This window comes from Streptomyces sp. NPDC006487, from assembly GCF_042870555.1.
GTDB lineage: Bacteria > Actinomycetota > Actinomycetes > Streptomycetales > Streptomycetaceae > Streptomyces.
On the sequence record NZ_JBIAHN010000016.1, the window covers coordinates 60,389 to 85,107 of the forward strand.

Genomic DNA, 24,719 nt, shown 5'->3' on the forward strand with positions numbered 1-24,719 from the left:
AGAACCGCGGATCAGTACATCCGGTGACCTACGGCGTCACACCGCGATCTCAGACGGAGGTCGGGACGTCGGCCCGGCTCTTGCCGGACTCGTGGGGCGCCGCCTCCAGTGCCGGCAGGCCCGGCCGCCAGAAGCGCGGCCCCAGGTCCAGTGCCAGCGCCGGAACCAGCAGGCTGCGTACCAGGAACGTGTCGAGGAGGATTCCGACCGCTACCAGCAGCCCCTGCTGCAGTGCGCTGACCGTGGGGATGGCCGCGAGGACGAGGAACGTGGCAGCCAGCACCACGCCCGCCGACGTGATGACGCCGCCGGTCACCGTCACCGCGGTGAGGATTCCCTCGCGGTGCCCGCGCAGCTGCACTTCTTCCTTGGCGCGTGTCATCAGGAAGATGGTGTAGTCGACACCCAGCGCGACGAGGAAGATGAAGCCGAACAGCACCAGCCCGCGGTCGATCTTCGCGTGGTCGAGTACGTGGAACAGCAGGGAGGCCGTGCCGACGGCCGCCGCGAACGACAGCACCACGGACACGAGCAGCACCAGCGATCCGATGACCGCCCGCAGCAGGATGAGGAGCATCACCAGCACCACTGCGAGGATCAGCGGGATCAGCAGCTTCTCCTCGCTGCTCTGCCCCTCGGAGACGTCGAGCGCCACGGCGGTCTGGCCCCCGACGATCGCGTCGGCTGCCGGACCGGTCGAGCCGTCCAGGGCCTTCCTGATGTCCTTGATGGTGTCCTTGGCGGCCGCGGAGTCCGGAGCGTCGCGGAGCACCGCGGTCAGGTGCGTCCAGCCGCCCTTGGCCACCTGGGTGCCGACGGAGGACACACCGGGCACCTTGGCGACGGTGGCCGCCGCGGATTCGGCCCCGGCGTCACGGACGTACACATCGGCGGGAGCCGACGAGCCCGCGGGGAAGTGCTTGGCCAGCAGCTGCTGGCCGGTGACCGAGTCGACCTTGCCGGTGAACTGCTCCGCCTGGGTCTGGCCGGTCTGCACGCCGAAGATGCCCAGCGCCATGACGCCCAGCACCAGCGCCGTACCGATCCACACGGCGCGCGGGCGCCGTCCGACGGCTCCGGCGATCTTCGCCCACTTGCCGTGGCCCTGCGCCGAGTTCGGGTCGTATCCCGCGGTGACGCGCGGCTTGACGGGCCAGAACACCCAGCGGCCCAGGATCACGAGCAGTGCCGGAAGCAGCGAGGTCATGGCGAAGAACACCAGGACGACGCCGATGGCGACGACCGGTCCCAGACCCTTGGTGCTGTTCATGCTGCCGAACACCAGGCACAGCGTCGCGACCGCCACGGTCGCGGCGGAGGCGGCCAGAGCCGGCAGCGAGCCGTTCACGGCCAGCGCCATCGCCGTGTGGCGGTCTTCGTGCCGGTGCAGCTCTTCCCGGTAGCGGGCGATGATCAGCAGGGCGTAGTCGGTGCCCACGCCCACGGACAGCACCATCAGGACGTAGGCGCTCTGACCGTTGACCACCAGCCCCGCGTGCTTGGCGAGGAGGTAGACCACGCCGCTCGCCACCTGGCTGGCCAGCCCCACGGCGATCAGCGGGATCAGCCACAGCACCGGGCTGCGGTAGGTCACGAGCAGCAGCAGCGCCACCACGGCGAGCGCGGCGCCCAGCAGGGCGCCGTCCATGCCGGAGTAGACCTCGGCGAAGTCGCGGATGCTCCCGGCCTCGCCGGTGATCTTGACGTCGAGACCGGCGGGGGCGCCCTCGGAGGTGAGCTTGCCGGCTTCCTCCACCTTGTCGGTGAGCACCTTGTTGTCGCTGGGCGAGGTGCGCAGCGGAACGCTCACGAACGCCGCGACCTTGTCCTCGGAGACCACGGCGGGGGAGACCTCGCCGACGGCCACCTTGTCGCCGAGCAGGGCGCGATCGGCGTCGATCTTGGACAGGTCCGCCGGGGTGAGGCCGCCCTCGCGGGCGTAGACGATGACTGCGGAGCTGGAGTCCTTGTCGGCGAAGTACTGCTCCGCGAGCTGCACCGCCTTGGTCGACTGCGCGCTCGACGGCAGCCAGGTCTCAGGGTCGTTGTCCTGTACGTCTGCAAGGCCGGCGGCCAGCGAGCCACCGATGCCCATCAGCAGGAACCACAGCACAAGCACGACCCACTTGGAGCGCCGGCCGGCGACGAAGGCCGCGTACCGGCTCGCAACGGTGGGGGAAGAAGCGGGCGGTGGTTCCGTTTCCGTGGAGGATGGTGCCGGGGTCTGGGTCGTCATGTGACTCTCGCTGAGGGTCAGGAGCCGTGGAGCGGGGGCTCGGACGGAACTGGTTATACAAAGGTTCTTCACCAGAGGGGTGGAGTCCTGGTGGAGCCCCCCTCGAGTTGGCTTGAACCCTGGCTCCCTCGCCCTATGGCGCTCCGGTTCTGGCTGATTACCTACTCGAGTGCCGCGAGGCCGCCCTGGCGTACGGGGCCGCCGGGCGGCGGACCGGGCCCGGTCGCGCACCTCGTCGTCGCGGTCGATCCCCTCGAGCGGTCCTTACGACCGAGTGCCGGGGCGGGTGGGCGTCGGGGTGGAAACGCGCTGGTGGATCGGCTGAGAGGTGGCACAGAAGCGCTCGAGAATCCCTCGAAGAAGGACAGGGGCACGCTCGAGGCCCGCTTAATTGCGCTGGTCGCCAGAGGGGCCCTCCGTCGGCCGCATGCTTTTGGCCGTTCGCCGGTCACATCCGTAGGGCAGGCTCGGTCAGTGTTGTGAAGGACGGCAAACACCCCTGAGGGAGCACCCATGAAGGCTCGTATGCAGAACCCCGCCAAGCTTCTGCCGGACGCCATGACCGGCATTCAGAACCTCTACAAGGCCATGCACCAGGGCGGTGTCGAACCGCGCACGCTGGATCTGGTGCACCTGCGCGCGAGCCAGATCAACGGCTGCAGCGCCTGTGTCCACGGCGGCGTCACGGGCGCCAAGAAGGGCGGGGAGACCGACGAGCGTCTGCACGCCGTCGCCGCCTGGCGCGAGACCCCGTTCTTCACGGACTCCGAGCGCGCCGCGCTCGCACTGACCGAGGCCGCCACCCGGCTGGCCGACCGCAGCGGTCAGGCCGTGCCGGACGCGGTCTGGGACGAGGCCGCCGACCACTTCACGGAGCAGCAGCTCGCCGCGATCCTCCTCATGATCGCGACGACGAACTTCTTCAACCGGATCAACGCCACCATCGAGGAGCCCGCGGGCCAGAACTGGGGCTAGGACGCCCCGGAGGCCGACAGGACGGCCGCGAGGCCGTCCTCGGCCACGAGGGCCCCACGGATCGCGGCCGCCGGTGCCGGCGGGCCCGGTCCGCGAAGCGGGGCCCTTGACTACGGGGGGGGGCGAGAGGCAGCCCGTACCGGTGCGGCGCCGTTCCTGACGGCCGGCGCCCGTGGCCGGTCGCCGCTGTGACGGGGGTGCCGGGGGATCTGTCGCGGGGAGCGGGTGCGCTCCGCGTGACATCCCCCGTGAACGTCACGGCGTGCCGGGCCGGCGGCGACAGGCGGCGGCCGATCAGGAATCGAGAAGTTCGGTCCGCGCGGTCGCCCCTAGCCTGCTTGCCATGGACCTCACCATTCACACTGCTTCTCTGCCGCACGACGACCCGGACGCTTCGCTCGCCTTCTACCGCGACCTCCTCGGCTTCGAGGTCCGCAGCGACGTCGGCCAGGGCAAGATGCGCTGGATCTCGGTCGGCCCCGTCGGTCAGCCGGGCACCTCGATCCTTCTGACACCGCCCGCCGCCGATCCCGGCATCACCGAGGACGAGCGCCGCATGGTCACGGAGATGATGGCCAAGGGCACCTACGGATGGATCCTGCTGGCCACCCCGGACGTCGACGCCACGTTCGAGAAGGTGCAGGCCGGTGACACCGAGGTCGTGCAGGAGCCGACCGAGCAGCCGTACGGCATCCGCGACTGTGCTTTCCGCGACCCGGCGGGCAACCTGGTCCGCATCCAGGAACTCCGCTGAGCGGTGCGCGTGCCGGTGCGGCCGTGCGGGCCGGCACCGCCACCACCCATGAGGAACGCGGCGGCGCACGAGCTACGTCTTCGCGTGTACGGGGCAGACCGAAGACGAAGGACAAGGGGAGGCTTCTCATGTGCAAGCCCGAATGGCGGCGTGCACGCGTCCAGGCACAGCGTCTGGCCGACCTCGCGCGGCTGCGCCGCGTCCGCGACCGGATCGACAGGGAATACGCGCAGCCCCTGGACGTGGAAGCACTCGCCCGTTTTGTGGACATGTCCGCCGGTCACCTGAGCCGGCAGTTCCGGGCCGCCTACGGTGAGTCTCCGTACTCCTACCTGATGACGCGTCGCATCGAGCGGGCGATCGCGCTGCTGCGGCGCGGCGACCTCAGCGTCACCGAGGTCTGCTTCGCGGTCGGCTGCGCGTCGCTGGGCACGTTCACCACCCGGTTCACCGAGCTGGTCGGCATGCCGCCCGGGGCCTTCCGGCGCCAGGCGGCGGGTGCGGCGGCCGACCCCGCCGACCCCGCCGACCCCGCCGATGCCGCCGATGCCGCGGGTGCGGCCCGCGGTGCCGGACCGGCGATCAAGGTGGAGGGAATGCCGGCGTGCGTGGCGAAGCAGGTCTCGAGACCGGTCAGGGTTCGAGAAGCCCCCGCCTCCGCGCGGCCCCTGGGGTAATCGCCCCGGCCCGGCGCCCCGCCCGCGGGTGTTCCGGCAGGAACACTCATACACAACGGCCGTTCCTCAGCGCTTCGTTGCCCGCCGCCTCGAAGCCCGGAGAACGGCCGTCCGCGTTCGTCCGCGAGGAGCCCTCCCAGCCCCGGACCTGCGGCGGAGGCCGCCGCGGCAGCCGTACGGCTCCCTCCGGACGCCGCCGGAAACGGCAGGCGGCGCAAGCGGGCCGCTATCGGTTCTCGACCGGTGATGCATCGACGCACTCGAAGCTGCAGACACAGGGCGAGGTGAGATCACCTCCGGTCGGCATGAGGAGTGCGTGATGCTCAAGGTCGTTTCGCGGGACGGCACGACGATCGCTTACGAGAAGTCGGGCGAAGGCCCCCCACTCGTGCTGCTCAACGGTGCCTTCCGCGACCACACGATCTTCTCCGAGCTCGTTCCCGAGCTGGCGCGGCACTGCACCGTGTACGCCTACGACCGCCGCGGGCGCGGCCAGAGCGGTGACGCCCCCGAGTTCGCCGTCGAGCGGGAGATCGAGGATCTCCAGGCGGTGATCGAGGAAGCGGGCGGATCAGCGGCCGTGTTCGCCGGGTCCACGGGCGCCAACCTGGCGATCCAGGCAGCACTCACGGGCACGCCGATCACCAAGCTGGCGCTCCACGAGCCGTTCTACCGGGTCGACGGTTTCCCGAAGCCCCCGTGGAACGCCGCGCGGACGCTCGAGGTCCTCCTGGAGGGCAACCGGCGCGACGAGGCGGCCGAGTACTTCCTCGGCCCCGTCCTGGGCCTCACCCCCGACAACGTCGCGGAGTGGCGCAGGAGCCCGATCTGGGCGATGAACGAGGCGAACGCGCACACGCTGTCGTACGACGTCGAGATCTGTGGCGACTTCACCGTACCGGCCGGCCCGCTCGCCGGATTCCAGACCGAGACGCTGGTCCTCAACAGCGACAACACGAGCGCCTGGCTGCGTGCGGCAGCGCAGGCGACCGCGGCGGCCCTGCCCAACGGCCGGGGCCTCGAACTCTCCGGATCCTGGCACCGGATCGACATGGACGTGCTCGGCCGGACGCTGGCCGAGTTCGCCGGCGCCTGAAAGGTCCCGTCGTCCCTGCCCGCGCCGATGCCCTGCGGCACGGGGGACGTGCTCGACCCATCCCTGAAAGTCCGTCATCTACCTCCCGGGAGAACACCACCGTGACCACGGCTCACACCCTGGCCGCCCGGTACACCGCGGAGGCGGCCCCGGCCGCCGCCCCCAGCGAGCGCGGCGCCACCGTGTGGCTGACCGGGCTGCCCAGCGCGGGCAAGACCACTCTCGCCTTCACCCTCGCCGAGCGCCTGCGCGCCGAGGGGCACGAGGTCCAGGTGCTCGACGGCGACGAGATACGCGAGTTCCTCTCGGCCGGCCTGGGCTTCAACCGCGCGGACCGGCACACCAACGTCCAGCGGATCGGCTTCGTGGCCGGGCTGCTGGCCTCCCACGGCGTCAAGACGCTGGTACCGGTCATCGCCCCGTACGCCGAATCCCGCGCCGCCGTCCGTGCCCGGCACGCCGCCGCCGGCACGCCGTTCCTGGAGATCCACGTGGCCACCCCGGTCACGCTCTGTTCCCAGCGCGACGTGAAGGGTCTGTACGCCAAGCAGGCGGCCGGCGAGATCTCCGGCCTCACGGGCGTCGACGACCCGTACGAGACACCCGAGAACCCGGAGCTGCGCGTCCAGACGCAGGGCCGGTCGGTGGCCGATTCCGCAGCAGAGCTGCACACCTTCCTGACCGAGAGGGGCCTGGCATGACGACCGCGACCCATCGCCTGATCGAGGCGTCGGGGAACCCCTTCGCGCTGACGCACCTGGACTCGCTGGAATCCGAGGCGGTCCACATCTTCCGCGAGGTGGCGGGCGAGTTCGAGAAGCCGGTGGTCCTCTTCTCCGGCGGCAAGGACTCGATCGTCATGCTGCACCTGGCGCTGAAGGCGTTCGCGCCCGCGCCGGTGCCGTTCGTGCTGCTGCACGTCGACACCGGGCACAACTTCCCCGAGGTCCTCGCCTACCGGGACCGCACCGTCGCCCAGCACGGCCTGCGCCTGCACGTGGCCTCGGTCCAGGACTACATCGACGCCGGCAAGCTCACGGAGCGCCCCGACGGCGTCCGCAACCCGCTGCAGACCGTCCCCCTCACCGAGGCGATCCAGCAGCACAAGTTCGACGCGGTCTTCGGCGGCGGCCGCCGCGACGAGGAGAAGGCCCGCGCCAAGGAACGCGTCTTCTCCCTGCGCAACGAGTTCTCCCAGTGGGACCCGCGCCGCCAGCGCCCCGAGCTGTGGCAGCTCTACAACGGCCGCCACGCCCCGGGCGAGCACGTGCGCGTCTTCCCGCTCTCCAACTGGACCGAGCTGGACGTGTGGCAGTACATCGCCCGCGAGAAGATCGAACTGCCGGACATCTACTTCGCCCACGAACGGGACGTCTTCCTGCGGGGCGGCATGTGGCTGACCGCCGGTGAGTGGGGCGGCCCGAAGGACGGCGAGACGGTCGAGAAGCGGCTCGTCCGCTACCGCACCGTCGGCGACATGTCCTGCACCGGCGCCGTCGACTCCGACGCGGACACGCTCGACGCGGTGATCGCCGAGATCGCCGTGTCCCGGCTCACCGAACGGGGCGCGACCCGCGCCGACGACAAGATGTCCGAGGCCGCGATGGAAGACCGCAAGCGCGAAGGGTACTTCTAGGGATGACCACAACCACCGAGCAGCTCAGCGCCACCACGCTGCTGCGCTTCGCGACCGCGGGCTCCGTCGACGACGGCAAGTCCACCCTGGTCGGCCGTCTCCTGCACGACTCCAAGTCGGTCCTCACCGACCAGCTGGAAGCCGTCGAGCGGGTCTCCGCCAGCCGCGGCCAGGACACCCCCGACCTCGCACTGCTCACCGACGGCCTGCGCGCCGAGCGGGAGCAGGGCATCACCATCGACGTGGCCTACCGCTACTTCGCCACCGCCCGGCGCCGGTTCATCCTGGCCGACACCCCCGGGCACGTGCAGTACACCCGCAACATGGTCACCGGCGCCTCCACCGCCGACCTCGCGGTCGTCCTCGTCGACGCCCGCAACGGCATGGTCGAGCAGACCCGCCGGCACACCGCGGTCGCCGCCCTGCTGCGGGTCCCCCACGTGGTCCTCGCCGTCAACAAGATGGACCTGGTGGGCTACAAGGAGTGCGTCTTCGCGGAGATCGCCGAGGAGTTCACCTCCTACGCCGCCACGCTCGGAGTCAAGAACGTCGTGGCGATCCCGCTCTCCGCGCTGGCCGGCGACAACGTCGTCGAGCCCTCCGCCAACATGGACTGGTACGGCGGCCGGACCCTGCTGGAGCACCTGGAGACCGTCCCGGTCGGCAGTGACCCGAGGGAAGAGCCCGCCCGCTTCCCGGTCCAGTACGTGATCCGCCCGCAGAGCGCCGAGCACCCCGACTACCGCGGCTACGCCGGCCAGATCGCCTCCGGCGTCCTGCGCGTCGGGGACGCCGTCACCGTCCTGCCCTCCGGACACACCACCGCCGTCGCGGGCATCGACGCGCTCGGCACGCAGACGGACGTCGCCTGGGCGCCCCAGTCCGTCACCGTCCGGCTCACCGACGACATCGACATCTCGCGCGGCGACCTGATCGCGGCCGGGGGCACGGCCCAGGAGCCCACCAAGGACATCGAGGCCAGCGTCTGTCACCTCAACGAGCGCCCCCTGCACGTCGGCGCCAAGGTGTTGCTCAAGCACACCACCCGCACCGTGCGCGCCGTGGTCAAGGACATCTCGTACCGGATCGACATCAGCACCCTCGAACGGCGCCCCGGCGCCGAGGGTCTGCAGGTCAACGACATCGGCCGCGTCGTGCTGCGCACGGCCGAGCCGCTCTCGCTCGACCCCTACGCCGACAACCGCCGGACCGGCTCGTTCCTGCTGATCGACCCGGCCGACGGCACCACCCTCGCAGCCGGCATGGCGGGCGAGCCCTTCGAGACCGTGCGGCGCGCAGCCGAGCCAACCAACGAGGAGGACTGGATCTGATGCACCACCAGACGATCGGACGCGTGGCCTTGGCGGCCGCCTCATTGGCCGCGACCGCCGGGCTCCTCTCGGGCTGCAGCTACGGCGCCAAGGCCGAAGCCGCCCCGGCCAAGCAGACCGAGGCCGTCTCGGGTGCGAAGCTCTCCGCCGACACCGTGAAGATCGGCTACTTCCCGAACCTCACGCACGGGACCGCTCTGGTCGGCCTGCAGGACGGCCTGTTCCAGAAGGAGCTGGGATCGACCCGGATCAAGTCCCAGTACTTCAACGCCGGCCCGGCCGAGATCGAGGCGCTCAACGCCGGTTCGATCGACATCGGCTGGATCGGCCCGAACTCGGCGATCAACGGCTACGCCAAGTCGCACGGCACCTCCCTGCGGATCATCGGCGGCTCGGCCTCCGGCGGTGTCAAGCTGGTGGTCAACCCGGCGAAGATCGGCTCGCTGGACGAGCTCCGGGGCAAGAAGATCGCCACCCCGCAGCTCGGCGGTACCCAGGACGTCGCCCTGCTGAACTATCTGGCGGGCAAGGGCTACAAGGTGGACCCGGCCTCCGGCGCGGGCGACGTCAATGTGCTCCGCACGGAGAACAAGGTGGTGCCGGAGGCGTACAAGTCCGGCTCCATCGACGGCGCCTGGGTGCCCGAGCCGACCGCCTCCAGGCTGGTCACGCTCGGTGCGAAGGTCCTGCTGGACGAGAAGTCGCTGTGGCCGGGCGGCGTGTTCGTGACCACCAACATCATCGTCTCGCAGAAGTTCCTGGCCGCGCACCCCGACGTGGTCGAGGCCGTGCTGCGCGGCGCGGTGGCGACCAACGCCTTCATCAAGGCCGACCCGGAGAAGGCGAAGGCCGACGCCAACCTGCGGATCAAGGCCGACACGGGCAACGCGCTGCCGCCCGCCATCCTCGACCCCGCGTGGGCAAGCATCGACTTCATCGACGACCCGCTGGCCGCCACGCTGCAGGCCGGGGCCGACCACGCGGTCGCCGCGGGCCTGCTCGACAAGCCCGAACTCGCCGGGATCGTCGACCTGACCCTGCTCAACAAGGTCCTCACGGCGGCGGGCCGGCCCGCCGCGGCGGACGCCGGGCTCGGCGTCAAGTGACGACCGGCACCCGCTAGCTCCGCGCAGCAGCTCCCCGCAGCGCCCCGTCCACTCCCGCAGGAGGTGTCCGCAATGACCACGGCACTGACCATCCCGAAGTGCGCCCCCGTCGTCGAGACCACGGACGAGTACCCGGCGGTCCGGCTCTCGCACGTCTCCAAGGCCTTCGGCCGCCCCGGTGCGGCCTCGGTCGTGCTCGACGACATCAGCCTGGACGTGGCCCCGGGTGAGTTCGTCACCCTGCTCGGCGCTTCCGGCTGTGGCAAGTCCACCCTGTTGAACCTGGTGGCGGGGCTCGACGAACCCAGCGCCGGATCCATCGAGGTGGCCGGCACCCGGCCGTCGCTGATGTTCCAGGACCACGCACTGTTCCCCTGGCTGAGCGCGGGGCGCAACATCGAGCTGGCGCTGCGCCTGGCGGGCGTACCGCGCGAGGAGCGCAGGCCCGAGGCCGAGCGGCTGCTGGAACTGGTCCGCCTCGGCGGCGCGTACCGCAAGCGGGTGCACGAGCTGTCCGGCGGCATGCGCCAGCGCGTGGCCATGGCCCGCTCGCTCGCCCAGGGCAGCAACGTGCTGCTGATGGACGAGCCGTTCGCCGCGCTGGACGCCATCACCCGGGACGTCCTCCACGAGGAGATCACCCGGATCTGGAACCAGCGCAGGCTCACCGTCCTGTTCGTCACCCACAACGTCAGAGAGGCCGTGCGCCTCGCCCAGCGCGTCGTCCTGCTGTCGTCCCGTCCCGGCCGGATCGCCCGCGAATGGCGCGTCGACCTGCCGCATTCGCTGCGGGGCGAGTCCCGCGAGGTCGCGGCGCTGTCCACCGAAATCACCGAGCACCTGCGTGGGGAGATCCGCCGCCATGTCCAGCACTGACACCCTGCCCGCGGCGGGCGACCGCGCCGTCCGCCGCGACGGCGCGGGGGCCGGCCTCGACACTCTGGGAGCCGGTCTCGACGCACTGGAGGCCGCCCACACGCAGCGCGCCTCGTTCGGCCAGGTGCTGAAGAAGAAGGTGCTGCCGCCGATCCTGGGCATCGTGCTGGTCGTCGGTGCCTGGCAGCTCGCCTACAGCATGCACCTGACCAGCCCCGAAAAGCTGCCGAGCCCGGCGGACGTGTGGCACTCGCTCACGGTCCTGTGGGACGAGGGCACCCTGTTCTCCATCGTCTGGACCAGCCTGTGGCGCGGCGTCTCGGGCTTCCTGGCGGCCGTTGCGATCGGTACGCCGATCGGCCTGTTCGTCGCCCAGGTCAAGCCGGTACGGGCCGCCATCGGGCCGGTGCTGGCGGGCCTGCAGTCGCTGCCTTCGGTCGCCTGGGTGCCGGCCGCCGTGATCTGGCTCGGCATCAACAACTCGGCCATGTACGCCGTGATCCTGCTGGGCTCGGTGCCCTCGATCGCCAACGGCCTGATCGCCGGGATCGACCAGGTGCCGCCGCTGACCCTGCGGGCCGGACGCACGCTCGGTGCGAGCGGTCTGCGCGGAGCCCGGCACGTGCTGCTGCCCGGCGCCCTGCCCGGGTACCTGGCCGGGCTGAAGCAGGGCTGGGCGTTCTCCTGGCGGGCGCTGATGGCCGCCGAACTCATCGCCTCCTCCCCCGAGCTGGGGATCGGCCTCGGCCGCTACCTGCAGAACCAGCGGGAGTTCTCCGACATGCCGGGTGTGATGCTCGGCATCCTCCTGATCTTCGTCGTCGGCGTCGCCATCGACCTGCTGTTCTTCAGCCCGCTGGAGCGCCGGGTGCTGCGCAGCCGCGGCCTGCTGGCCGCGCGCTGAGGCGCCCGTCCTCCAGCGGGACTCGACACGGTCCCGATGTCCGTTGAGCAACGTTGCACAAGGTGACGTCGGGCGGTTCCTCTGCGAATGGAGATCGACATGGGCGCGAAGCCCAGGTCCGCTTTGCGATCCCTGTGGAAGAAATTCGGTGAAGGCCTGATGTGGACGGGGTTCGCGTGGAACGGCATGTACCCCCCGTACGCATGGAAGGAACTCACCGCCCTGTCCGATGACCAGCCGTGCCTGCCGGCGCTGTCGGAAGCGGAGCTCGCCCAGTGGGCGGCACTGGTCAGGCAACTCCAGTAGGCACGAACCGGATCGACCGGAACCGACCCCATAGAGAAGGAGGCCAGGGTGGGCAGCGCCAGCTCGGGCATCACGCGTCCCCAGGCACTGATGAAGGACGGCCAGCTGCGACGCGTCCTCGGGCTGTTCCGCCCGTACAGAAGGCGGCTGCTGTCCGTCGTGTTCCTGGTCGCGGCCTCCTCCCTGGTCTCCCTGATCAACCCGTTCCTGATCCGTGAGGTCATGGACACGGCGCTGCCTCAGGACAGGCTGGGGCTGCTGTCGCTGCTCGCCCTCGGCATGATCGTGGTGTCGGTCACCACCAGCTCGTTCAACGTCTGGCAGACGCACGTGTCGGCCACGGTGGGCCAGCTGGTCATGCACGACCTGCGCACGGCGGTGTACGCCCACCTCCAGCGGATGTCGCTGGCCTTCTTCGCCCGCACCCGTACCGGCGAGGTGCAGTCGCGCATCGCCAACGACATCGGCGGGATGCAGGTCACCGTGACGACCACCGCCACGGCGCTGCTGTCCGACATGACGATCGTCCTCGCCTCGACGACCGCCATGTTCCTGCTCGACTGGCGGCTGACGCTCGCGTCCATGCTCATGCTTCCGGCGTTCGCCCTGGTGAGCCGTCGCGTCGGGAACGAGCGGCGCCACATCACCCGTGACCGGCAGGGCCAGCTCGCCGGGCTGTCCTCGACCATGCAGGAGTCGCTGTCGATCAGCGGGATCCTGCTCAGCCACACCATGGGCCGCTCCCGCTCCCTGACCGACGACTTCGCGCGGCAGTCGCGCAAGCTCACCGACGTCGAGGTGCGCGTCACCACCGCGGGCCTGTGGTACCAGTCCACGATCTGGATCGTCATAGCCTCCATGCCGGCGGTGATCTACTGGGTCACGGGGCTGACCTCGAGCAACGGCCACATGGCCATCTCCATCGGCTCCCTGGTCGCGTTCACCTCGCTCCAGCAGAGCCTGTTCCGTCCGGCGCAGCGGCTGCTGACCGTCGGGATCGAGATCCAGGGATCCCTCGAGCTGTTCAGCCGCATCTTCGAGTACCTCGACCTGCCCGTGGACATCGCCGAGCCGGAGCGGCCGGTCGAGCCGGCCGTCCTGCGGGGAGAGGTGCGCATGCGGGGGGTCGGCTTCTCCTACTCGGGAACGAAGCAGCCGACGCTGGCCGGCGTCGACGTGACCATTCCCGCGGGCCGCAGCCTCGCGATCGTCGGAGAGACCGGCTCGGGAAAGACCACGCTCAGCTACCTCATCCCGCGGCTCTACGACGTCACGTCCGGTTCCGTCACGATCGACGGGGTCGACGTACGCGACCTGTCCTTCGACACCCTCACGTCCGCGGTCGGGGTCGTCTCCCAGGAGACGTACCTGTTCCACGCCACGGTCGCGGACAACCTGCGGTTCGCCAAGCCCGACGCGACCGACGAGGAGCTGTTCGCGGCGGCGCGGATCGCCCACATCCACGACTATCTGATGCTGCTGCCCGACGGCTACGACACGGTGGTCGGCGAGCGCGGGTACCGGTTCTCCGGCGGTGAGAAGCAGCGGCTGGCGATCGCCCGCACCATCCTGCGCGACCCGCCGATCCTGGTGCTCGACGAGGCCACCAGTGCCCTCGACACCCAGACCGAGCAGGCCGTGCAGAAGGCCATCGACGCGGCGAGCGTGGGCCGTACCACCATCACGGTCGCCCACCGGCTGTCGACGGTCCGCAACTCCGACGAGATCATCGTGCTGGACCGCGGCCGGGTCTCCGAGCGCGGCACCCACGACGAGCTGATCCTGCGCGGTGGCCACTACGCGACGCTCATCAACCGGGACAGCGAGCCGATAGCGGTCTGACCCCCGCTCCCCGGACGGCCTTGCCGAAGCGGCAGGGCCGTCCGCCGGCGCCGGACCCCTGCCGGATGGACACGTCCTAGAGCCGAGCACGAGTCCGGCGAAAGCGGCCGCCCCTAGCCTCTGGCGAATGGATCCCACAGCTTCCGAAACCTTCGAGCCGTCCGGGCCGAACCGCCGCACGCTGCTGCGCTACGGCACCGTCGCCGGCCTGGGCGCCCTCGTGACCGCGACCCCCTTCTTCAAGTCGGACGGTGCGGCCGCCGCGACTGCCGGAGGGCCCGAGCCGTCGGCGCCCGAGCTGAAGCTGACCAAGTTCCGGGATCCGCTGCGGATCCCGCCGGTGATGCGTCCCCGCGACCGCGGCGACCATGACGAGCTGACCGTCCGCATGCGCACCGCCGAGGTCACCGTGCATTCGGAGATGCCGCCGGTGACGATGTGGACGTACGAGGGCGTCTACCCGGGCCCGACGATCAAGACGGTCAGCGGCCGTCCGCTGCGGGTCGTCTGGGAGAACCAGCTCACGGGCAACATCCCCGTGAAGGCGGTCGACTTCGACTCGCCCACGGGCCGTGCGCCCGACCCGCTCACCAACTACCCGGGCACCACGGGGACCAAGGTGGTCGGCGGTGTGTCGGACCTGGAGCCGTGGGCCGCGGTGCACCTGCACGGCATGCTGACCGGCGGCGGCAACGACGGCTGGATGGAGAACCTCATAGGCCCGGGCGACGTGCAGCTGTCGGCCTATCCGAACGCCCAGGCCGCGACCACGCTCTGGTACCACGACCACACCCACCACGTGAGCCGCTTCAGCGTGTATGCCGGGCTCGCGGGCATGTTCCTCTCCCGCAACGAGGAGGAGGAGGCGCTCGACCTGCCCGAGGGCGCCCGTGACGTGCCGCTGTTCCTCAGCGACCGCAACTTCGACGTGGACGAGTCCGGTGCCCTCGCCGGGCGGCTGGTCCACAAGGTGGAGATGATCGGCCCGCAGCGCCTCATGCGGACCCACTCGGCCCCGTACACCCTGGTCAACGGGGTGGTCTGGCCGTACCTGGACGTCGCGCCGCGCTGGTACCGGTTCCGGATCGTCAACGGCGCGAACTCCCGGATCTACCGGCTGATGCTGCTGGCGGACGGCCAGCCCGTCCCGGGTGCGCTGCGGGTGATCGGGACCGACCAGGGCCTGGTCGACAAGCCGCTGACGGTCGAGGGGGCGCTCAACCTCTCCCCCGGCGAGCGCGTGGACGTGATGATCGACTTCAGCGCGTTCCGGGGGCGGGCCCTGAAACTGGTCAACACGCTGGAGAGCATCACGCCCGGTGCCTCCAACAAGCTCAACGACCTGCTGGAGCCCGACGTGATGCAGTTCCGCGTCGCGGACCAGCGCCCGGCGAGCCGGCCCGTGCTGCCGGAGGTGCTCTCGCCCACGTTCAAGCGGCTCACCCACCACGACCTGCCCCACGACCTCGCCCCGCGGTGGGTGGTCGTGGTCGGTCCCGGCTCGACGAACATTCCCGAGCTGTGGGAGATGGAGGAGATCGACCCGGCGGGGATCACGTTCCCGTCCGCCGGGATCGTCCAGGTCCAGGACGCCGAGGGCACCGTCAAGACGCTGCGCAGGACGGCGATGGCGTACGACGACGGCAAGACGTTCACCGCCGCGCTGGGCAGCGTGGAGATCTGGAAGTACCTCAACCTCGCCGCGTCCCCGCACCCCATGCACATCCACCTGTCGCACTTCCAGGTGCTGTCCCGCGAGAGTTACGACATCACCGGGTTCCACCGGGTCACCCGCGGCTCGTCCAAGCCCATCGCGTTCAAGGCCGCGGGGGCGCTGGAAGCGCACGAGCTCGGGGAGAAGGACGTCATCAGGGTGGGCACGGCCGGCCTGATCGCGCCGAACGCCACGCTGGGCGAGCTGGTCACCGTGGCGGTCCGGTTCCCCGTCGTCGGCAGGGGCGTCCACCACTGCCACATGCTGGAGCACGAGCAGCACATGGTGCGGCCCCTGGTGGTGTCGCCGGCCGTCCATCTGCACGCGGGCGGCCACCACTGACGCACAGCGCCGCGGGCCCGCGCCGGTGATCGGCGCGGGCCCGCGGGGCGTGCTGCGAGCTTCGCTCAGCCGGCGGAGACCGGGGCGGCGCCGGCCGCCTGGGCTATGCGCTGACGCATCTCCTCGGTGCTGTTGGCGCGCGGGAACTCCTCGTCGGGAACCTCGACGCCGAGGAACGCGCAGAGCGGCTCCCAGCCCTGCTTCACGTCGTACACGAGGACGTTGTCCGCACCGAGGGCACGTACGACGTCCTGCGTGTGCCGGTGGTAGACCTCGATGGCGTGGTCCTTGTCCGAGAACCGGCCGCCGAAGAGGCCGTCCCAGACCAGGGCGTTGACGACGCGGAACAGCCGGGCCTGCCGGGAGCCCGGCTCGGGCGGGTGCTCCATGGTCCGCAGCGCGAACTGGTACAGCGTCTCGTACGTGCTCTTGTACCAGCTCTCGGCGTCGCGCACCGTGAGGACCACCTTGGTCCCGGGGAGCGCCTCGCTGATCTGCCGGTAGTAGACGGTGGAGGGGCCGTCCACCGCGGAGGCGAAGCCGTCGTACAGCGCGGCCCAGTCGGGGCGCTCGCCGTCGCAGATGATCCGCTCCCACTGCGCGAGGCGCTCGTCGTCGTCGACGATCTCGAACATGTGGAAACAGGGCCCGAGGCCCAGCCGCTCCAGGGCCACCTGGAGTGATGTCGTACCGGTCCGGCCGAGGCCGGCGTTGATGAGCTTCAACACGGTGATGTGTCCTCTTCCTCAGCGCCAGACCGCGTCGTCCTGGTGGGTGGCGACGTTCACCCTGTTCCAGAAGTTGACCAGGCTGATGTGCATGACCAGGGCACCGAGCTGAACGTCGGTGTAGTGCTTGGAGGAGTCCGCCCAGACCTCGTCCGAGGGCGCGTTCCGAGCGTCGGTCTGCAGGGTGACGGCCTCGGCCAGCTCCAGGGCGGCGCGCTCGGCGTCGGTGAAGGAGGGCTCGGTCCGCCACTGGTCCACCAGGGGCAGGCGCTTGTCCGCGGGCTCGGTCGGGAAGGTGTAGACCCGGCCGTTGAGCCCGGCGACGCGCAGCCGGATGAAGTCGAGGGTCGACTGCGGCACGCCGACCTTGCCGATGACCTCGGACAGGTCGAGCAGGGGCTGCAGGGCGCCGGGAACGACCAGGGAGGGGTTGCCCATCCTTTGAGCCATCGAGAGTTCTCCTGTGTGATAGCGGTGCGCTGGAAGGTGAGAGGACGTCGGACGGGGCCGTCGGACGGGGCCGTCAGAGGGGGCCGTCAGACCGGGATCGCCTCGATGATCGAGATCGGTGACGCGGTGGGGATCGCCCTGGTGATCTTGAAGCCCGCCTTGGCGAACAGCTCGTCGTACTGCGCGAGGGTGCGGTCCCGGGAGCCGATCATCAGCATCAGCCAGAGGTCGATGGTGTGGCCGATGTGGCGCTCGTTGTTCTCGGGGAGCAGGTACTCGATGCAGAGCAGCTTGCCCTCGGGGCCGATCGCCTCGCGTGCGTTGCGCAGGGCGGTCAGGGCGTCTTCGTCGGAGAAGTTGTGGATGATGCGCTTGTACAGGTACGCATCGGCGCCCTTGGGCAGCGTGCCGAGGTAGCTGCCGTGCTCGACGGTGTAGCGGTCCGCTACGCCGGCCTCCTCGAAGAGCGAGGCCGAGTCCACGGTCGCGATCTCGAAGTCGTACAGCACGCCCTTGGCGTCCGGCGCCTGCTGGAGGACCCCCGCCAGGAGGTAGCCGCGGCCGCCGATCACGTCCACGACCGTGTGGAACGGGGAGAAGTCGTAGGCGGCCAGGACCGGATCGGTCTCCGACTCCGAGACCTTGCCGAAGGCCTGGAAGAACGCGGCGGCGTAGGCGTGGTTCGCGTGGAAGAAGTCCAGCGTGCTCATGCCGCGCAGCTTGGGCAGGTTGGCCTCGCCGGTCTGCACGGTGGTGAGCAGGTGGCCCCACTCCTCGTGCAGCAGGGGGTGGCTCATCAGCTGGGCGAACTTCCGCATCGAGTCCTGCGCGTCCTCGCGGAGCTTGTCGGACAGCGCCGTGTTCTCGTACCGGCCGTCCGGGCGGACCGCGAAGACTCCGTGACCGGACAGCGCGCGCAGGATCCGGTGGGTCGCCTCCGGGTCGGCCTCGACCCGCAGCGCGATGTCCGCCGCGGACAGCGGCGCGTCGGCGAGCACGTCCGCGATGCCGAGCCTGGCCGCGACGGAGATCGCCTGGGTGATCACTGCACCCTGAATCAATTCGAGCAGCGCGTAAGAATCCGACTGGTCGCGGACCTCGGCCGATGCGGACATCGCTTTCCCCTCAGAGTGTCTTTTCTCGGATTCCAGACGATAGGTCGATGCTTCTCTCCGCCGCAACCGACCGATTTTCTCAGATCATCGACAAGAAGGGTTCAACCGGGGAATTCTCGCGTTTGAACGGAGCCCACCTCTACTAACACTCGAGCGGGAATCCGACCCCGCTTGTCAGGCTGTGCCGACCGCGACCTCGCAGTCGCCTTGAGGAGGCCGACGTTGGCGCACGACACCCCGACCCCGGTGGATTTCTGGTTCGACCCGACCTGCCCCTGGGCTTGGATGACATCCCGGTGGGTCCTCGAGGTCGCGGAGCGGCGGCCCCTGGAGATCCGCTGGCACATCATGAGCCTGACGGTGCTCAACGAGGGACGCGCGGACCTGGACGAACGCTGGCACCAGAACCTGGCCCTGCGCATGGAGCCGGTACGGGTCTGCGCCGCCGCCGAGCAGACGTACGGACCGGGGGCGCTGGGCCGGCTCTACACCGAACTCGGCACCCGCTTCCATCTCGAGAAGGCGCCCAAGGACCGGGTCACCTACGCGGAGGCCCTGGCCGCCTCGGGCCTCGATCCCGCCCTGGCCGACGCGGCCGGGTCCGACGCGTTCGACACCGCGGTGCGCGCTTCGCACCACGAGGGCATCGCCCGCGTCGGCACCGATGTGGGCACCCCCATCGTCGCTGTGGGGGACGTGGCCTTCTTCGGCCCCGTGGTGACGCCCACGCCTCGGGGGGAGGCCGCGGTGAAGCTCTGGGACGGCGTGCTCGCGGTGGCCGAGACCGACGGGTTCTTCGAGCTCAAGCGCACCCGGACCCGGGACCCGATCTTCGTCTGAGTCCCGGCGTCCACCGCGGCCGGCCCGGGCGTCAGCCCCGGGCCGCGACCGCCGGGGCGGTCCAGTTGTCCTTCAGCCACGCCTCCACGGAGACCAGGTTCGGCCTGTTCTTGCGCAGTTCGGTCAGGTCGGCCTGGAAACCGTCACGCTCGAACCAGTCGAACATGTTGGCGAGGTCGGGGCGGCCCGCGCGCAGCGGCTCGATGGGCAGCTGCTGGAAGCGGGTCGGGACGCCGGAGACGGCCTCGAACGCGGCCGCCATCTGCGGTCCGGTCAGCTCGTCGCTGGCGATGTCGACCGTCCGGCCGATCCACTCCTGCGGGTTCTCGAAGGCGTCCGCGGCGAACGCTCCGATGTCGCTCGTCGCGATGCTCTGCACCGAGGTCTCGGGGTCGAGCCACATGGCCAGGACGAGCTGTCCCTGTATCGAGCGCGGCGCGATGTCGAGCAGGATGTCGTGGAACATCGCCGGGCGCAGCACCGTGGTCGGCAGGTCGAGCGTCGCCAGGTACTGCTCGCCCACCAGCTTGCTCTCGAAGTGCGGGACGCGGGTGTCGCGGTCCGCACCGCCGACCGAGCTGTAGACGAAGTGCTTCACCCCGGCCCGCACCGCCGCGTCGGCCACCGACTTGCCCTGGCGGATCTCGGCCTCGATGCCGCCGGGTCCGCGGAAGGTCTGCACGCTGAAGACCCCGTACGCACCCTCGGTCGCCGCCGCCAGCGACGCCTCGTCGTCCATGTCACCGCGGACGAGGACCACGCCCGCCTCCTCCAGCGCCCGGGCCTCCGCCTTCTGCGGGTCGCGGACCAGGGCGCGTACGGAGAAACCGCGCCGCAGCAGGTCGCGGGCGACCGCCCCGCCCTGCCGGCCGGTGCCGCCCGTCACCAGGATCGTCCTTGCAACCGCCACTGTCTGCCTCCATGTCGTGTGCCCGCCGGGCCTTCGCCCGGCCCGGCTGTCGGGTGTGATGGCCGCGAACGGCCGCGGTCCCTCGCGGGACGGTGACGGTCCGCGCTACCAGGGAACGGGGCCGTCGTCCGCCAGGCACTGGCCCGACGGGCCGGACTCGTCCAGCGTGGCGAGCCGGACGGCGATCTCCGCGCCCTCGGCGGGGGACCGGAATCCGCGGTGGTGGTTGATGTCGGTCCGGACCACTCCGGGGAGCGCCGCGTTGACCTTGATCGGGGTCTCCCGCAGCTCCTTGGCGTACGCGAGCGTCACCGCGTTCAGGGCGGTCTTCGAGGACTGGTAGGCGATCATGCTGAGGCCCGCCAGAGGTCCGTCCGGGGCCGAGCCCAAGGTCAGCGAGCCGACGTGGCTGGACAGGTTGACGATGCGGCCGGCCGGGGAACGGCGCAGCAGCGGCAGCATCGTGCGGGTCACGGTGACCACCCCGAACACGTTGGTCTCGAAGACCTCCCGCAGGTCGGCGGCGGTGGCCTCACTGGGCGTCCCGGTGAAGCCGCCCGCGATGCCGGCGTTGTTCACCAGGATGTCCAGGCGTCCGAACCGCCGCTCGATCTCGCGGGCCGCCTCCTCCACGGAGGCCGGGTCCGTCACGTCGAGCCGGAGCGGCACGGCCGTGATGCCGGCCTCGGCCAGTTCGTCGGCGGCCTGCTTGCCGAGCACCTCGTCGCGGGCGCCGACGAGAACGGTGATCCGCTGCTCGCCGAGTTGCCGCGCGATGGCGAATCCGATGCCCTTGTTGGCGCCCGTGATGAGCGCGACCTTCTCGAACGGCACGTTTTTCCCTTTCGTGAGGTCCGGGTCCTGCTGCCCCCGGAACGCCACTTCGCCGGATGCGCAGAGGCGGCGAGGGGAACGTCGTGCGCCCGGTTTTCAAGCAATGAATTAATACGTTCACGGTACGAAGCGCAAACAGCGGAGCGCCTCCGATGATGCCGTCGAAACGCTCTGTTCAAATGCCGGAAGTCCGCGGTCGAACGGCCGATACAGACGCAATTACGAAAGACGGGACCGCCTTCTAGGCGCCCTCCAGCCGGGTTCCGGGCCGCTCGGCCAGACTGCCCACGCCTGCATCGGCGCCGACCGTACGGGCCTTACAACACCGTAACCATGAAGGAGCTGGTGGAATGACTGGGAGCGAACAGGCTCAGGCGAGCGGTAAGCCCCACGTGGTCATCGTCGGTGGCGGGATCTCGGGGCTGGCGGCGGCGTTCCACCTGCGGAACGAGCCGGTGCGCGTGACGCTCCTTGAGGGCTCGTCCCGGCTCGGCGGAAAGCTGCTGGTCTCCGACGTGGCAGGGGTCGCGGTCGACGAGGGCGCCGAGTCGCTGTACGCCAACCGCAAGAAGACCACCGGCCTGATCAAGGAGGCGGGGCTCGGCGAGCAGATCGTGTCGGCGGGCCCGGTCACCGCGTCGGCGATCTGGACCCAGGGCGTGATCAGGCACCAGCCCGACCGTCAGTTCATGGGCGTGCCCTGTGACATGGACGACCTCGCCCGGTCCGGGGTGCTGTCCGCCGCGGGCCTGGAGCGGGCGCAGCAGGACCTCGTACTGCCCTCGTTCGACCTGGAGGGCGACATCTCGGTCGCGTCCTTCGTCGGCGGGCGGTTCGGCCAGGAGGTCGTGGAACGCCTCGTCGAGCCGTTCCTCGCCGGTGTGTTCGCCGGGCGCGCCTCGGACCTGTCGTTCGAAGCCACCCTGACCCCGCTGGCGAGGGCCTCCCGCGACCACATCTCGCTCGCGGACGCGGCCGGCTCGCTGGTGCCGCACCTGCAGGAGGGCGAGAAGCCCCCGCCGGTGAGCGTCGCCACCCTCGACGGGGGCTTCGGCACCCTGCCCGCGGCGATCATCCAGCAGGTGCTGGACGCCGCGCCGGACACGGCCCTGCGCACCGGGACTCCCGTACGCGACCTGAAGCGCAGCGGTGACGGCTGGCAGGTGACCGTCGGGTCGGCCACCGACCCGGAGGTCATCGACGCCGACGCGGTCATCATCGCCACCCCGGCCGGCCCGACGAGCAGCCTGCTCGCCGGGGTCCCGGGTACGGCATCCGCCGTCTCGGCGCTCACCGAGGTGCCGTACTCCAGCACGGTCATGGTGACGCTGGCCTTCCCGAAGACGGCGTTCCCCGGCGGGCTCTCGGGCCGCGGCTACGCGGGCTACCGGGTGCCGGCGGAGGAGGGGAAGGCCGTCAAGGAGGTCACCTTCACCACGGTGAAGTGGCCGCACCTGGCGGGCGAGGTGGAGATCGTGCGCTGCTCGCTCGGACGGTTCGGCGAGGAGCACCTCCTCCAGCGCGACGACGCGGACCTGATCGCGCTGGCGACGGCCGAGCTCGCCGAGGCCACCGGCGTGACCGGTGTCCCGGTGGCGACCCGCGTGAGCCGCTGGGAGAGCGCCCTGCCGCAGTACACCGTCGGCCACGTGGACCGGGTGCGGCTGATCCGCGAGGCCGTGGCGACCCAGCCCGGACTCGCGGTGTGCGGTGCGGCGTACGACGGCGTGGGCGTCGGTGTCTGCATGATGACCTCGCGCAGGGCCGTCGACCAGATCCTCCCCCTCCTGAAGAAGGCGGCCGCCGCCTCCTCGGTCGCGGTCGGAGTGTGAGCCCGGATCCGCCGGGGTGATCCCGATGTGATCACCCCGGCGGATCCGCCAGGACGACAGGACGAGAAGGGGCCGTGCCCGGTCGGGCACGGCCCCTTCTCGTCTTTCGCGGTGCTCGGTGCTCGGTGCTCGGTGCGCGTCGTAGCTCGTGCGTCGTGCGTCGCAGAAGAGGCGGTCTTCGCAGCCCAGCCGGAAGATCCGGTCAGCGAGCGGATCGCTGACCGGATCTCTGACCGGCTCTCTGATTCTGCTGTCGGATCCCTGACCGGATCAGCGGTCCAGGAGCGTGGCGAAGACGTCCGCCAGCGCCTGCTCCGCGTCCTCGCCGACGCCGGTGCTGCGCCAGGCCACGTGCTGGTCGGGGCGGATCAGGAGCGCGCCGGCACCGGTGATCTCCCGGACGGCCTCCCACCCGCCGTCCACGTCGGCGTACTCGGCGCCGTCGCCGATGCGGACCGCGTTGACCGGGACGGAGAACTTCTCCGCCACGCGCGCGGCCGCCTCGCACCAGGCCGTCCCCTCCGGGCCGGTGATCAGCGTGAAGCCGGTCCGGCCCGTCAGGTCGAGGGTGGACAGGCGCTCGCCGTCCCGGGTGATCCAGGCGTGCGGCAGCCGGTGGCCGGGGCGCGAGGTCGGCGTGTGCTCGTCGCGCATGGGGACGCGGGCCGGGCGCTGGGTGCCGTCGGAGAGGACCGCGCCCTGCTCGTAGGCGAAGCCGATCTCCATCTCGAAGGACTGGCAGCCGCCGCGGTGGGTGTGGAACACCTCCAGGGCCCGCGCCCGCACCGTGTCGCCCAGCGGGGACGGGTCGAAGTACGCCGCCAGACGCTGCCCGCGGCGCCCCGCCGGGATGTTGTGACCGCCGCCGATGGCGTCGATGACCACCTGGTGGTGCTGGGCCGCGGAGACCGCCCAGTCGACGTTCTCGCGGCCGACGGGCCGGCGCTCGTCCTCGTAGGTGTCGATCAGGCTCTCGGGCGCGGTGCCGTTCAGCACCGCGGCCAGCTTCCACGCGATGTTGTGCGCGTCCTGGATGCCGGTGTTGAGGCCGAGGCCCACGGCGGGAGGCTGCTTGTGCGCGGCGTCGCCGGCTATCAGCACCCGGCCGACCCGGTACTTGTCGGCGAGGATCGCGTTCACGATCCAGTCCGTGACCTTGTGCACGGTCACTTCCAGGTCCGGCACCTTCAGCACTTCGCGGATGCGGTCGACGACCGTCTCGTTGTTCCAGCGGCCGGCCGGGCCGGGGGCCATGTGCAGGCCCCACTGCTCGCAGGCCTTGCCCCAGCTCGGACCCATCTCGATGAGGTTGACGGAGAGGTCGGGGTCTTCGGGGCTGAGGTAGTGCGTGATCAGCGTCCCCTCCTCCCACCACTGCGACAGGTCCGCGGTGAAGTACACGGTGGTGGTGTTGACGTTGCTGGGCGGGCCCTGCATCTCGATGCCGACCTTGTCGCCGACGAAGCGGCCGCCGTCGGCACCGAGGAGGTACTGCGCCTTGACCGTGATCGTCTCGCCGGTCTCGAGGTTGCGCACCTCGGCGAGGACGTGGTCGCCCTCGTCGGAGAAGTCGATCACCTCGTGGCCGAAGCGGATCTGCCCCGGGTTGCGCTGCTCCGCGTGGCGGCGCAGGATCGGCTCCAGCCACATCTGCGGGAGCTTCGCGGGCAGCTCCGGCCCGGCCGCCCCGTAACGCTCCGTCAGTTCGCCACCGCCGAAGGCGTCCATCTCGTGGATCCGGCGGGCGTCCAGCGGGCCGTCACCGGCGAACGTGGTCGCCCAGCGCACCTTGCCGAACTTGTCGAGCGGCGCCGCCTCCGCGAGAACGTCATCGCGGACCCCGTGCTGGCGGAAGATCTCCATCGTGCGCTGATTGAGGTAGTGCGCCTTCGGCACCCTCGACGTGTCAGCGTGCCGCTCCACCAGCAGGTGGTCGACGCCCTGGTCGGAGAGGAAGACGGAGGCGGACAGGCCACACCCGCCGCCGCCCACAATCAGGACCGGAACCTCGATTGACGTCATGTTCGCCCTTCCAGAATTCAGATGGCTTTTCCCGCACAGCCTGACAAAGGCGTCCGCAACCCTGGTCAAGAACGACTGGACTCCGGCGTGCCACCGGACTCCGACATGCCGACGGCCGGTCACGCGCGAACCTCGCGGGTGACCGGCCGACTGCCGCCTCGGGGAAAGCGGTCCCTCCGGGGCGCCTCCGGTG

22 protein-coding genes are annotated in these 24,719 nt (G+C 70.5%); 15 read left to right on the top strand and 7 right to left on the bottom strand.

Going from position 1 to position 24,719, the window contains the following annotated elements; translation table 11 throughout:
* Positions 1-49: 49 nt before the first annotated feature.
* Positions 50-2,236 carry an MMPL family transporter gene (locus ACFYM0_RS27355; RefSeq protein WP_388505931.1) on the bottom strand — a complete coding sequence of 729 codons (2,187 nt, stop codon included), beginning with the start codon at positions 2,234-2,236 and terminating at the stop codon, positions 50-52.
* 513 nt (positions 2,237-2,749) lie between these two features.
* On the opposite strand from ACFYM0_RS27355, the gene ACFYM0_RS27360 reads away from it, so the two are divergent.
* From ACFYM0_RS27360 to ACFYM0_RS27420, 13 genes are all read left to right on the top strand, one after another.
* Entirely contained in the window at positions 2,750-3,211 is a 462-nt protein-coding gene (locus ACFYM0_RS27360) for a carboxymuconolactone decarboxylase family protein (RefSeq protein WP_388505933.1), read from the top strand.
* A 343-nt stretch (positions 3,212-3,554) separates the two neighbouring features.
* Positions 3,555-3,965 (top strand): VOC family protein, encoded by a 411-nt coding sequence (locus ACFYM0_RS27365; RefSeq protein WP_388505934.1) that lies wholly within the window; start codon positions 3,555-3,557, stop codon positions 3,963-3,965.
* 128 nt (positions 3,966-4,093) lie between these two features.
* Positions 4,094-4,642: a helix-turn-helix transcriptional regulator gene (locus ACFYM0_RS27370; protein ID WP_388505935.1), complete on the top strand. Its 549-nt coding sequence runs from the start codon at positions 4,094-4,096 to the stop codon at positions 4,640-4,642.
* A gap of 319 nt (positions 4,643-4,961) precedes the next feature.
* On the top strand, positions 4,962-5,738 hold the full coding sequence (locus ACFYM0_RS27375) for an alpha/beta fold hydrolase (RefSeq protein ID WP_388505937.1): 777 nt from the start codon (positions 4,962-4,964) through the stop codon (positions 5,736-5,738).
* Positions 5,739-5,857: 119 nt separating this feature from the next.
* Positions 5,858-6,439: an adenylyl-sulfate kinase gene (cysC, locus tag ACFYM0_RS27380; protein ID WP_388506207.1), complete on the top strand. Its 582-nt coding sequence runs from the start codon at positions 5,858-5,860 to the stop codon at positions 6,437-6,439.
* Complete coding sequence (cysD, locus tag ACFYM0_RS27385; protein WP_388505939.1) at positions 6,436-7,374, top strand: sulfate adenylyltransferase subunit CysD; 939 nt, start codon at positions 6,436-6,438, stop codon at positions 7,372-7,374. The genes cysC and cysD overlap by 4 nt, the downstream gene beginning before the upstream one ends.
* A 2-nt stretch (positions 7,375-7,376) precedes the next feature.
* Positions 7,377-8,705, top strand: a complete 1,329-nt coding sequence (locus tag ACFYM0_RS27390) for a sulfate adenylyltransferase subunit 1 (RefSeq protein ID WP_388505940.1) — start codon at positions 7,377-7,379, stop codon at positions 8,703-8,705.
* Entirely contained in the window at positions 8,705-9,811 is a 1,107-nt protein-coding gene (locus ACFYM0_RS27395) for an aliphatic sulfonate ABC transporter substrate-binding protein (protein ID WP_388505942.1), read from the top strand. The genes ACFYM0_RS27390 and ACFYM0_RS27395 overlap by 1 nt, the downstream gene beginning before the upstream one ends.
* A 72-nt stretch (positions 9,812-9,883) precedes the next feature.
* Complete coding sequence (locus tag ACFYM0_RS27400) at positions 9,884-10,687, top strand: ABC transporter ATP-binding protein (RefSeq protein WP_388505944.1); 804 nt, start codon at positions 9,884-9,886, stop codon at positions 10,685-10,687.
* On the top strand, positions 10,674-11,591 hold the full coding sequence (locus tag ACFYM0_RS27405; RefSeq protein WP_388505946.1) for an ABC transporter permease: 918 nt from the start codon (positions 10,674-10,676) through the stop codon (positions 11,589-11,591). Before ACFYM0_RS27400 ends, ACFYM0_RS27405 begins: the two co-directional genes overlap by 14 nt.
* 87 nt (positions 11,592-11,678) lie before the next feature.
* A complete protein-coding gene (locus ACFYM0_RS27410; RefSeq protein ID WP_388505948.1) occupies positions 11,679-11,897 on the top strand; it encodes a hypothetical protein in 219 nt (72 codons plus the stop codon).
* 90 nt (positions 11,898-11,987) lie between these two features.
* Positions 11,988-13,739: an ABC transporter ATP-binding protein gene (locus tag ACFYM0_RS27415; protein WP_388506209.1), complete on the top strand. Its 1,752-nt coding sequence runs from the start codon at positions 11,988-11,990 to the stop codon at positions 13,737-13,739.
* 127 nt (positions 13,740-13,866) lie between these two features.
* Positions 13,867-15,795 (top strand): multicopper oxidase family protein, encoded by a 1,929-nt coding sequence (locus ACFYM0_RS27420; protein WP_388505950.1) that lies wholly within the window; start codon positions 13,867-13,869, stop codon positions 15,793-15,795.
* Positions 15,796-15,860: 65 nt separating this feature from the next.
* Here the strand turns inward: ACFYM0_RS27420 and ACFYM0_RS27425 are convergent, their stop codons facing one another.
* From ACFYM0_RS27425 to ACFYM0_RS27435, 3 genes are all read right to left on the bottom strand, one after another.
* The gene (locus ACFYM0_RS27425) at positions 15,861-16,523 is read right to left on the bottom strand and encodes a sulfotransferase family protein (protein WP_388505951.1); all 663 of its coding nucleotides are present in this window, start codon (positions 16,521-16,523) and stop codon (positions 15,861-15,863) included.
* Between the two features lie 18 nt (positions 16,524-16,541).
* The gene (locus tag ACFYM0_RS27430) at positions 16,542-16,973 is read right to left on the bottom strand and encodes a carboxymuconolactone decarboxylase family protein (protein WP_388505953.1); all 432 of its coding nucleotides are present in this window, start codon (positions 16,971-16,973) and stop codon (positions 16,542-16,544) included.
* An 86-nt stretch (positions 16,974-17,059) separates the two neighbouring features.
* Positions 17,060-18,088: a methyltransferase gene (locus ACFYM0_RS27435; protein WP_388505954.1), complete on the bottom strand. Its 1,029-nt coding sequence runs from the start codon at positions 18,086-18,088 to the stop codon at positions 17,060-17,062.
* Between the two features lie 222 nt (positions 18,089-18,310).
* Between ACFYM0_RS27435 and ACFYM0_RS27440 the strand changes: the two genes are divergently transcribed.
* Positions 18,311-18,928: a DsbA family protein gene (locus tag ACFYM0_RS27440; protein WP_388505956.1), complete on the top strand. Its 618-nt coding sequence runs from the start codon at positions 18,311-18,313 to the stop codon at positions 18,926-18,928.
* A gap of 31 nt (positions 18,929-18,959) precedes the next feature.
* Here the strand turns inward: ACFYM0_RS27440 and ACFYM0_RS27445 are convergent, their stop codons facing one another.
* Both ACFYM0_RS27445 and ACFYM0_RS27450 read right to left on the bottom strand, forming a co-directional pair.
* On the bottom strand, positions 18,960-19,838 hold the full coding sequence (locus ACFYM0_RS27445) for an NmrA/HSCARG family protein (protein ID WP_388505958.1): 879 nt from the start codon (positions 19,836-19,838) through the stop codon (positions 18,960-18,962).
* Positions 19,839-19,943: 105 nt separating this feature from the next.
* Complete coding sequence (locus tag ACFYM0_RS27450) at positions 19,944-20,672, bottom strand: SDR family oxidoreductase (protein WP_388505960.1); 729 nt, start codon at positions 20,670-20,672, stop codon at positions 19,944-19,946.
* Between the two features lie 350 nt (positions 20,673-21,022).
* Between ACFYM0_RS27450 and hemG the strand changes: the two genes are divergently transcribed.
* Positions 21,023-22,504, top strand: a complete 1,482-nt coding sequence (hemG, locus tag ACFYM0_RS27455; RefSeq protein ID WP_388505962.1) for a protoporphyrinogen oxidase — start codon at positions 21,023-21,025, stop codon at positions 22,502-22,504.
* 270 nt (positions 22,505-22,774) lie between these two features.
* Here the strand turns inward: hemG and ACFYM0_RS27460 are convergent, their stop codons facing one another.
* On the bottom strand, positions 22,775-24,526 hold the full coding sequence (locus ACFYM0_RS27460) for an FAD-dependent monooxygenase (RefSeq protein ID WP_388505964.1): 1,752 nt from the start codon (positions 24,524-24,526) through the stop codon (positions 22,775-22,777).
* Positions 24,527-24,719 lie beyond the last annotated feature (193 nt).

Coding starts and splice junctions, on each gene's coding strand:
- ACFYM0_RS27355 (WP_388505931.1), bottom strand. CDS start 2,236: ATGACGACCCAGACCCCGGCACCATCCTCCACGGAAACGGAACCACCG.
- ACFYM0_RS27360 (WP_388505933.1), top strand. CDS start 2,750: ATGAAGGCTCGTATGCAGAACCCCGCCAAGCTTCTGCCGGACGCCATG.
- ACFYM0_RS27365 (WP_388505934.1), top strand. CDS start 3,555: ATGGACCTCACCATTCACACTGCTTCTCTGCCGCACGACGACCCGGAC.
- ACFYM0_RS27370 (WP_388505935.1), top strand. CDS start 4,094: ATGTGCAAGCCCGAATGGCGGCGTGCACGCGTCCAGGCACAGCGTCTG.
- ACFYM0_RS27375 (WP_388505937.1), top strand. CDS start 4,962: ATGCTCAAGGTCGTTTCGCGGGACGGCACGACGATCGCTTACGAGAAG.
- cysD (WP_388505939.1), top strand. CDS start 6,436: ATGACGACCGCGACCCATCGCCTGATCGAGGCGTCGGGGAACCCCTTC.
- ACFYM0_RS27390 (WP_388505940.1), top strand. CDS start 7,377: ATGACCACAACCACCGAGCAGCTCAGCGCCACCACGCTGCTGCGCTTC.
- ACFYM0_RS27395 (WP_388505942.1), top strand. CDS start 8,705: ATGCACCACCAGACGATCGGACGCGTGGCCTTGGCGGCCGCCTCATTG.
- ACFYM0_RS27400 (WP_388505944.1), top strand. CDS start 9,884: ATGACCACGGCACTGACCATCCCGAAGTGCGCCCCCGTCGTCGAGACC.
- ACFYM0_RS27405 (WP_388505946.1), top strand. CDS start 10,674: ATGTCCAGCACTGACACCCTGCCCGCGGCGGGCGACCGCGCCGTCCGC.
- ACFYM0_RS27410 (WP_388505948.1), top strand. CDS start 11,679: ATGGAGATCGACATGGGCGCGAAGCCCAGGTCCGCTTTGCGATCCCTG.
- ACFYM0_RS27415 (WP_388506209.1), top strand. CDS start 11,988: ATGAAGGACGGCCAGCTGCGACGCGTCCTCGGGCTGTTCCGCCCGTAC.
- ACFYM0_RS27420 (WP_388505950.1), top strand. CDS start 13,867: ATGGATCCCACAGCTTCCGAAACCTTCGAGCCGTCCGGGCCGAACCGC.
- ACFYM0_RS27430 (WP_388505953.1), bottom strand. CDS start 16,973: ATGGCTCAAAGGATGGGCAACCCCTCCCTGGTCGTTCCCGGCGCCCTG.
- ACFYM0_RS27435 (WP_388505954.1), bottom strand. CDS start 18,088: ATGTCCGCATCGGCCGAGGTCCGCGACCAGTCGGATTCTTACGCGCTG.
- hemG (WP_388505962.1), top strand. CDS start 21,023: ATGACTGGGAGCGAACAGGCTCAGGCGAGCGGTAAGCCCCACGTGGTC.
- ACFYM0_RS27460 (WP_388505964.1), bottom strand. CDS start 24,526: ATGACGTCAATCGAGGTTCCGGTCCTGATTGTGGGCGGCGGCGGGTGT.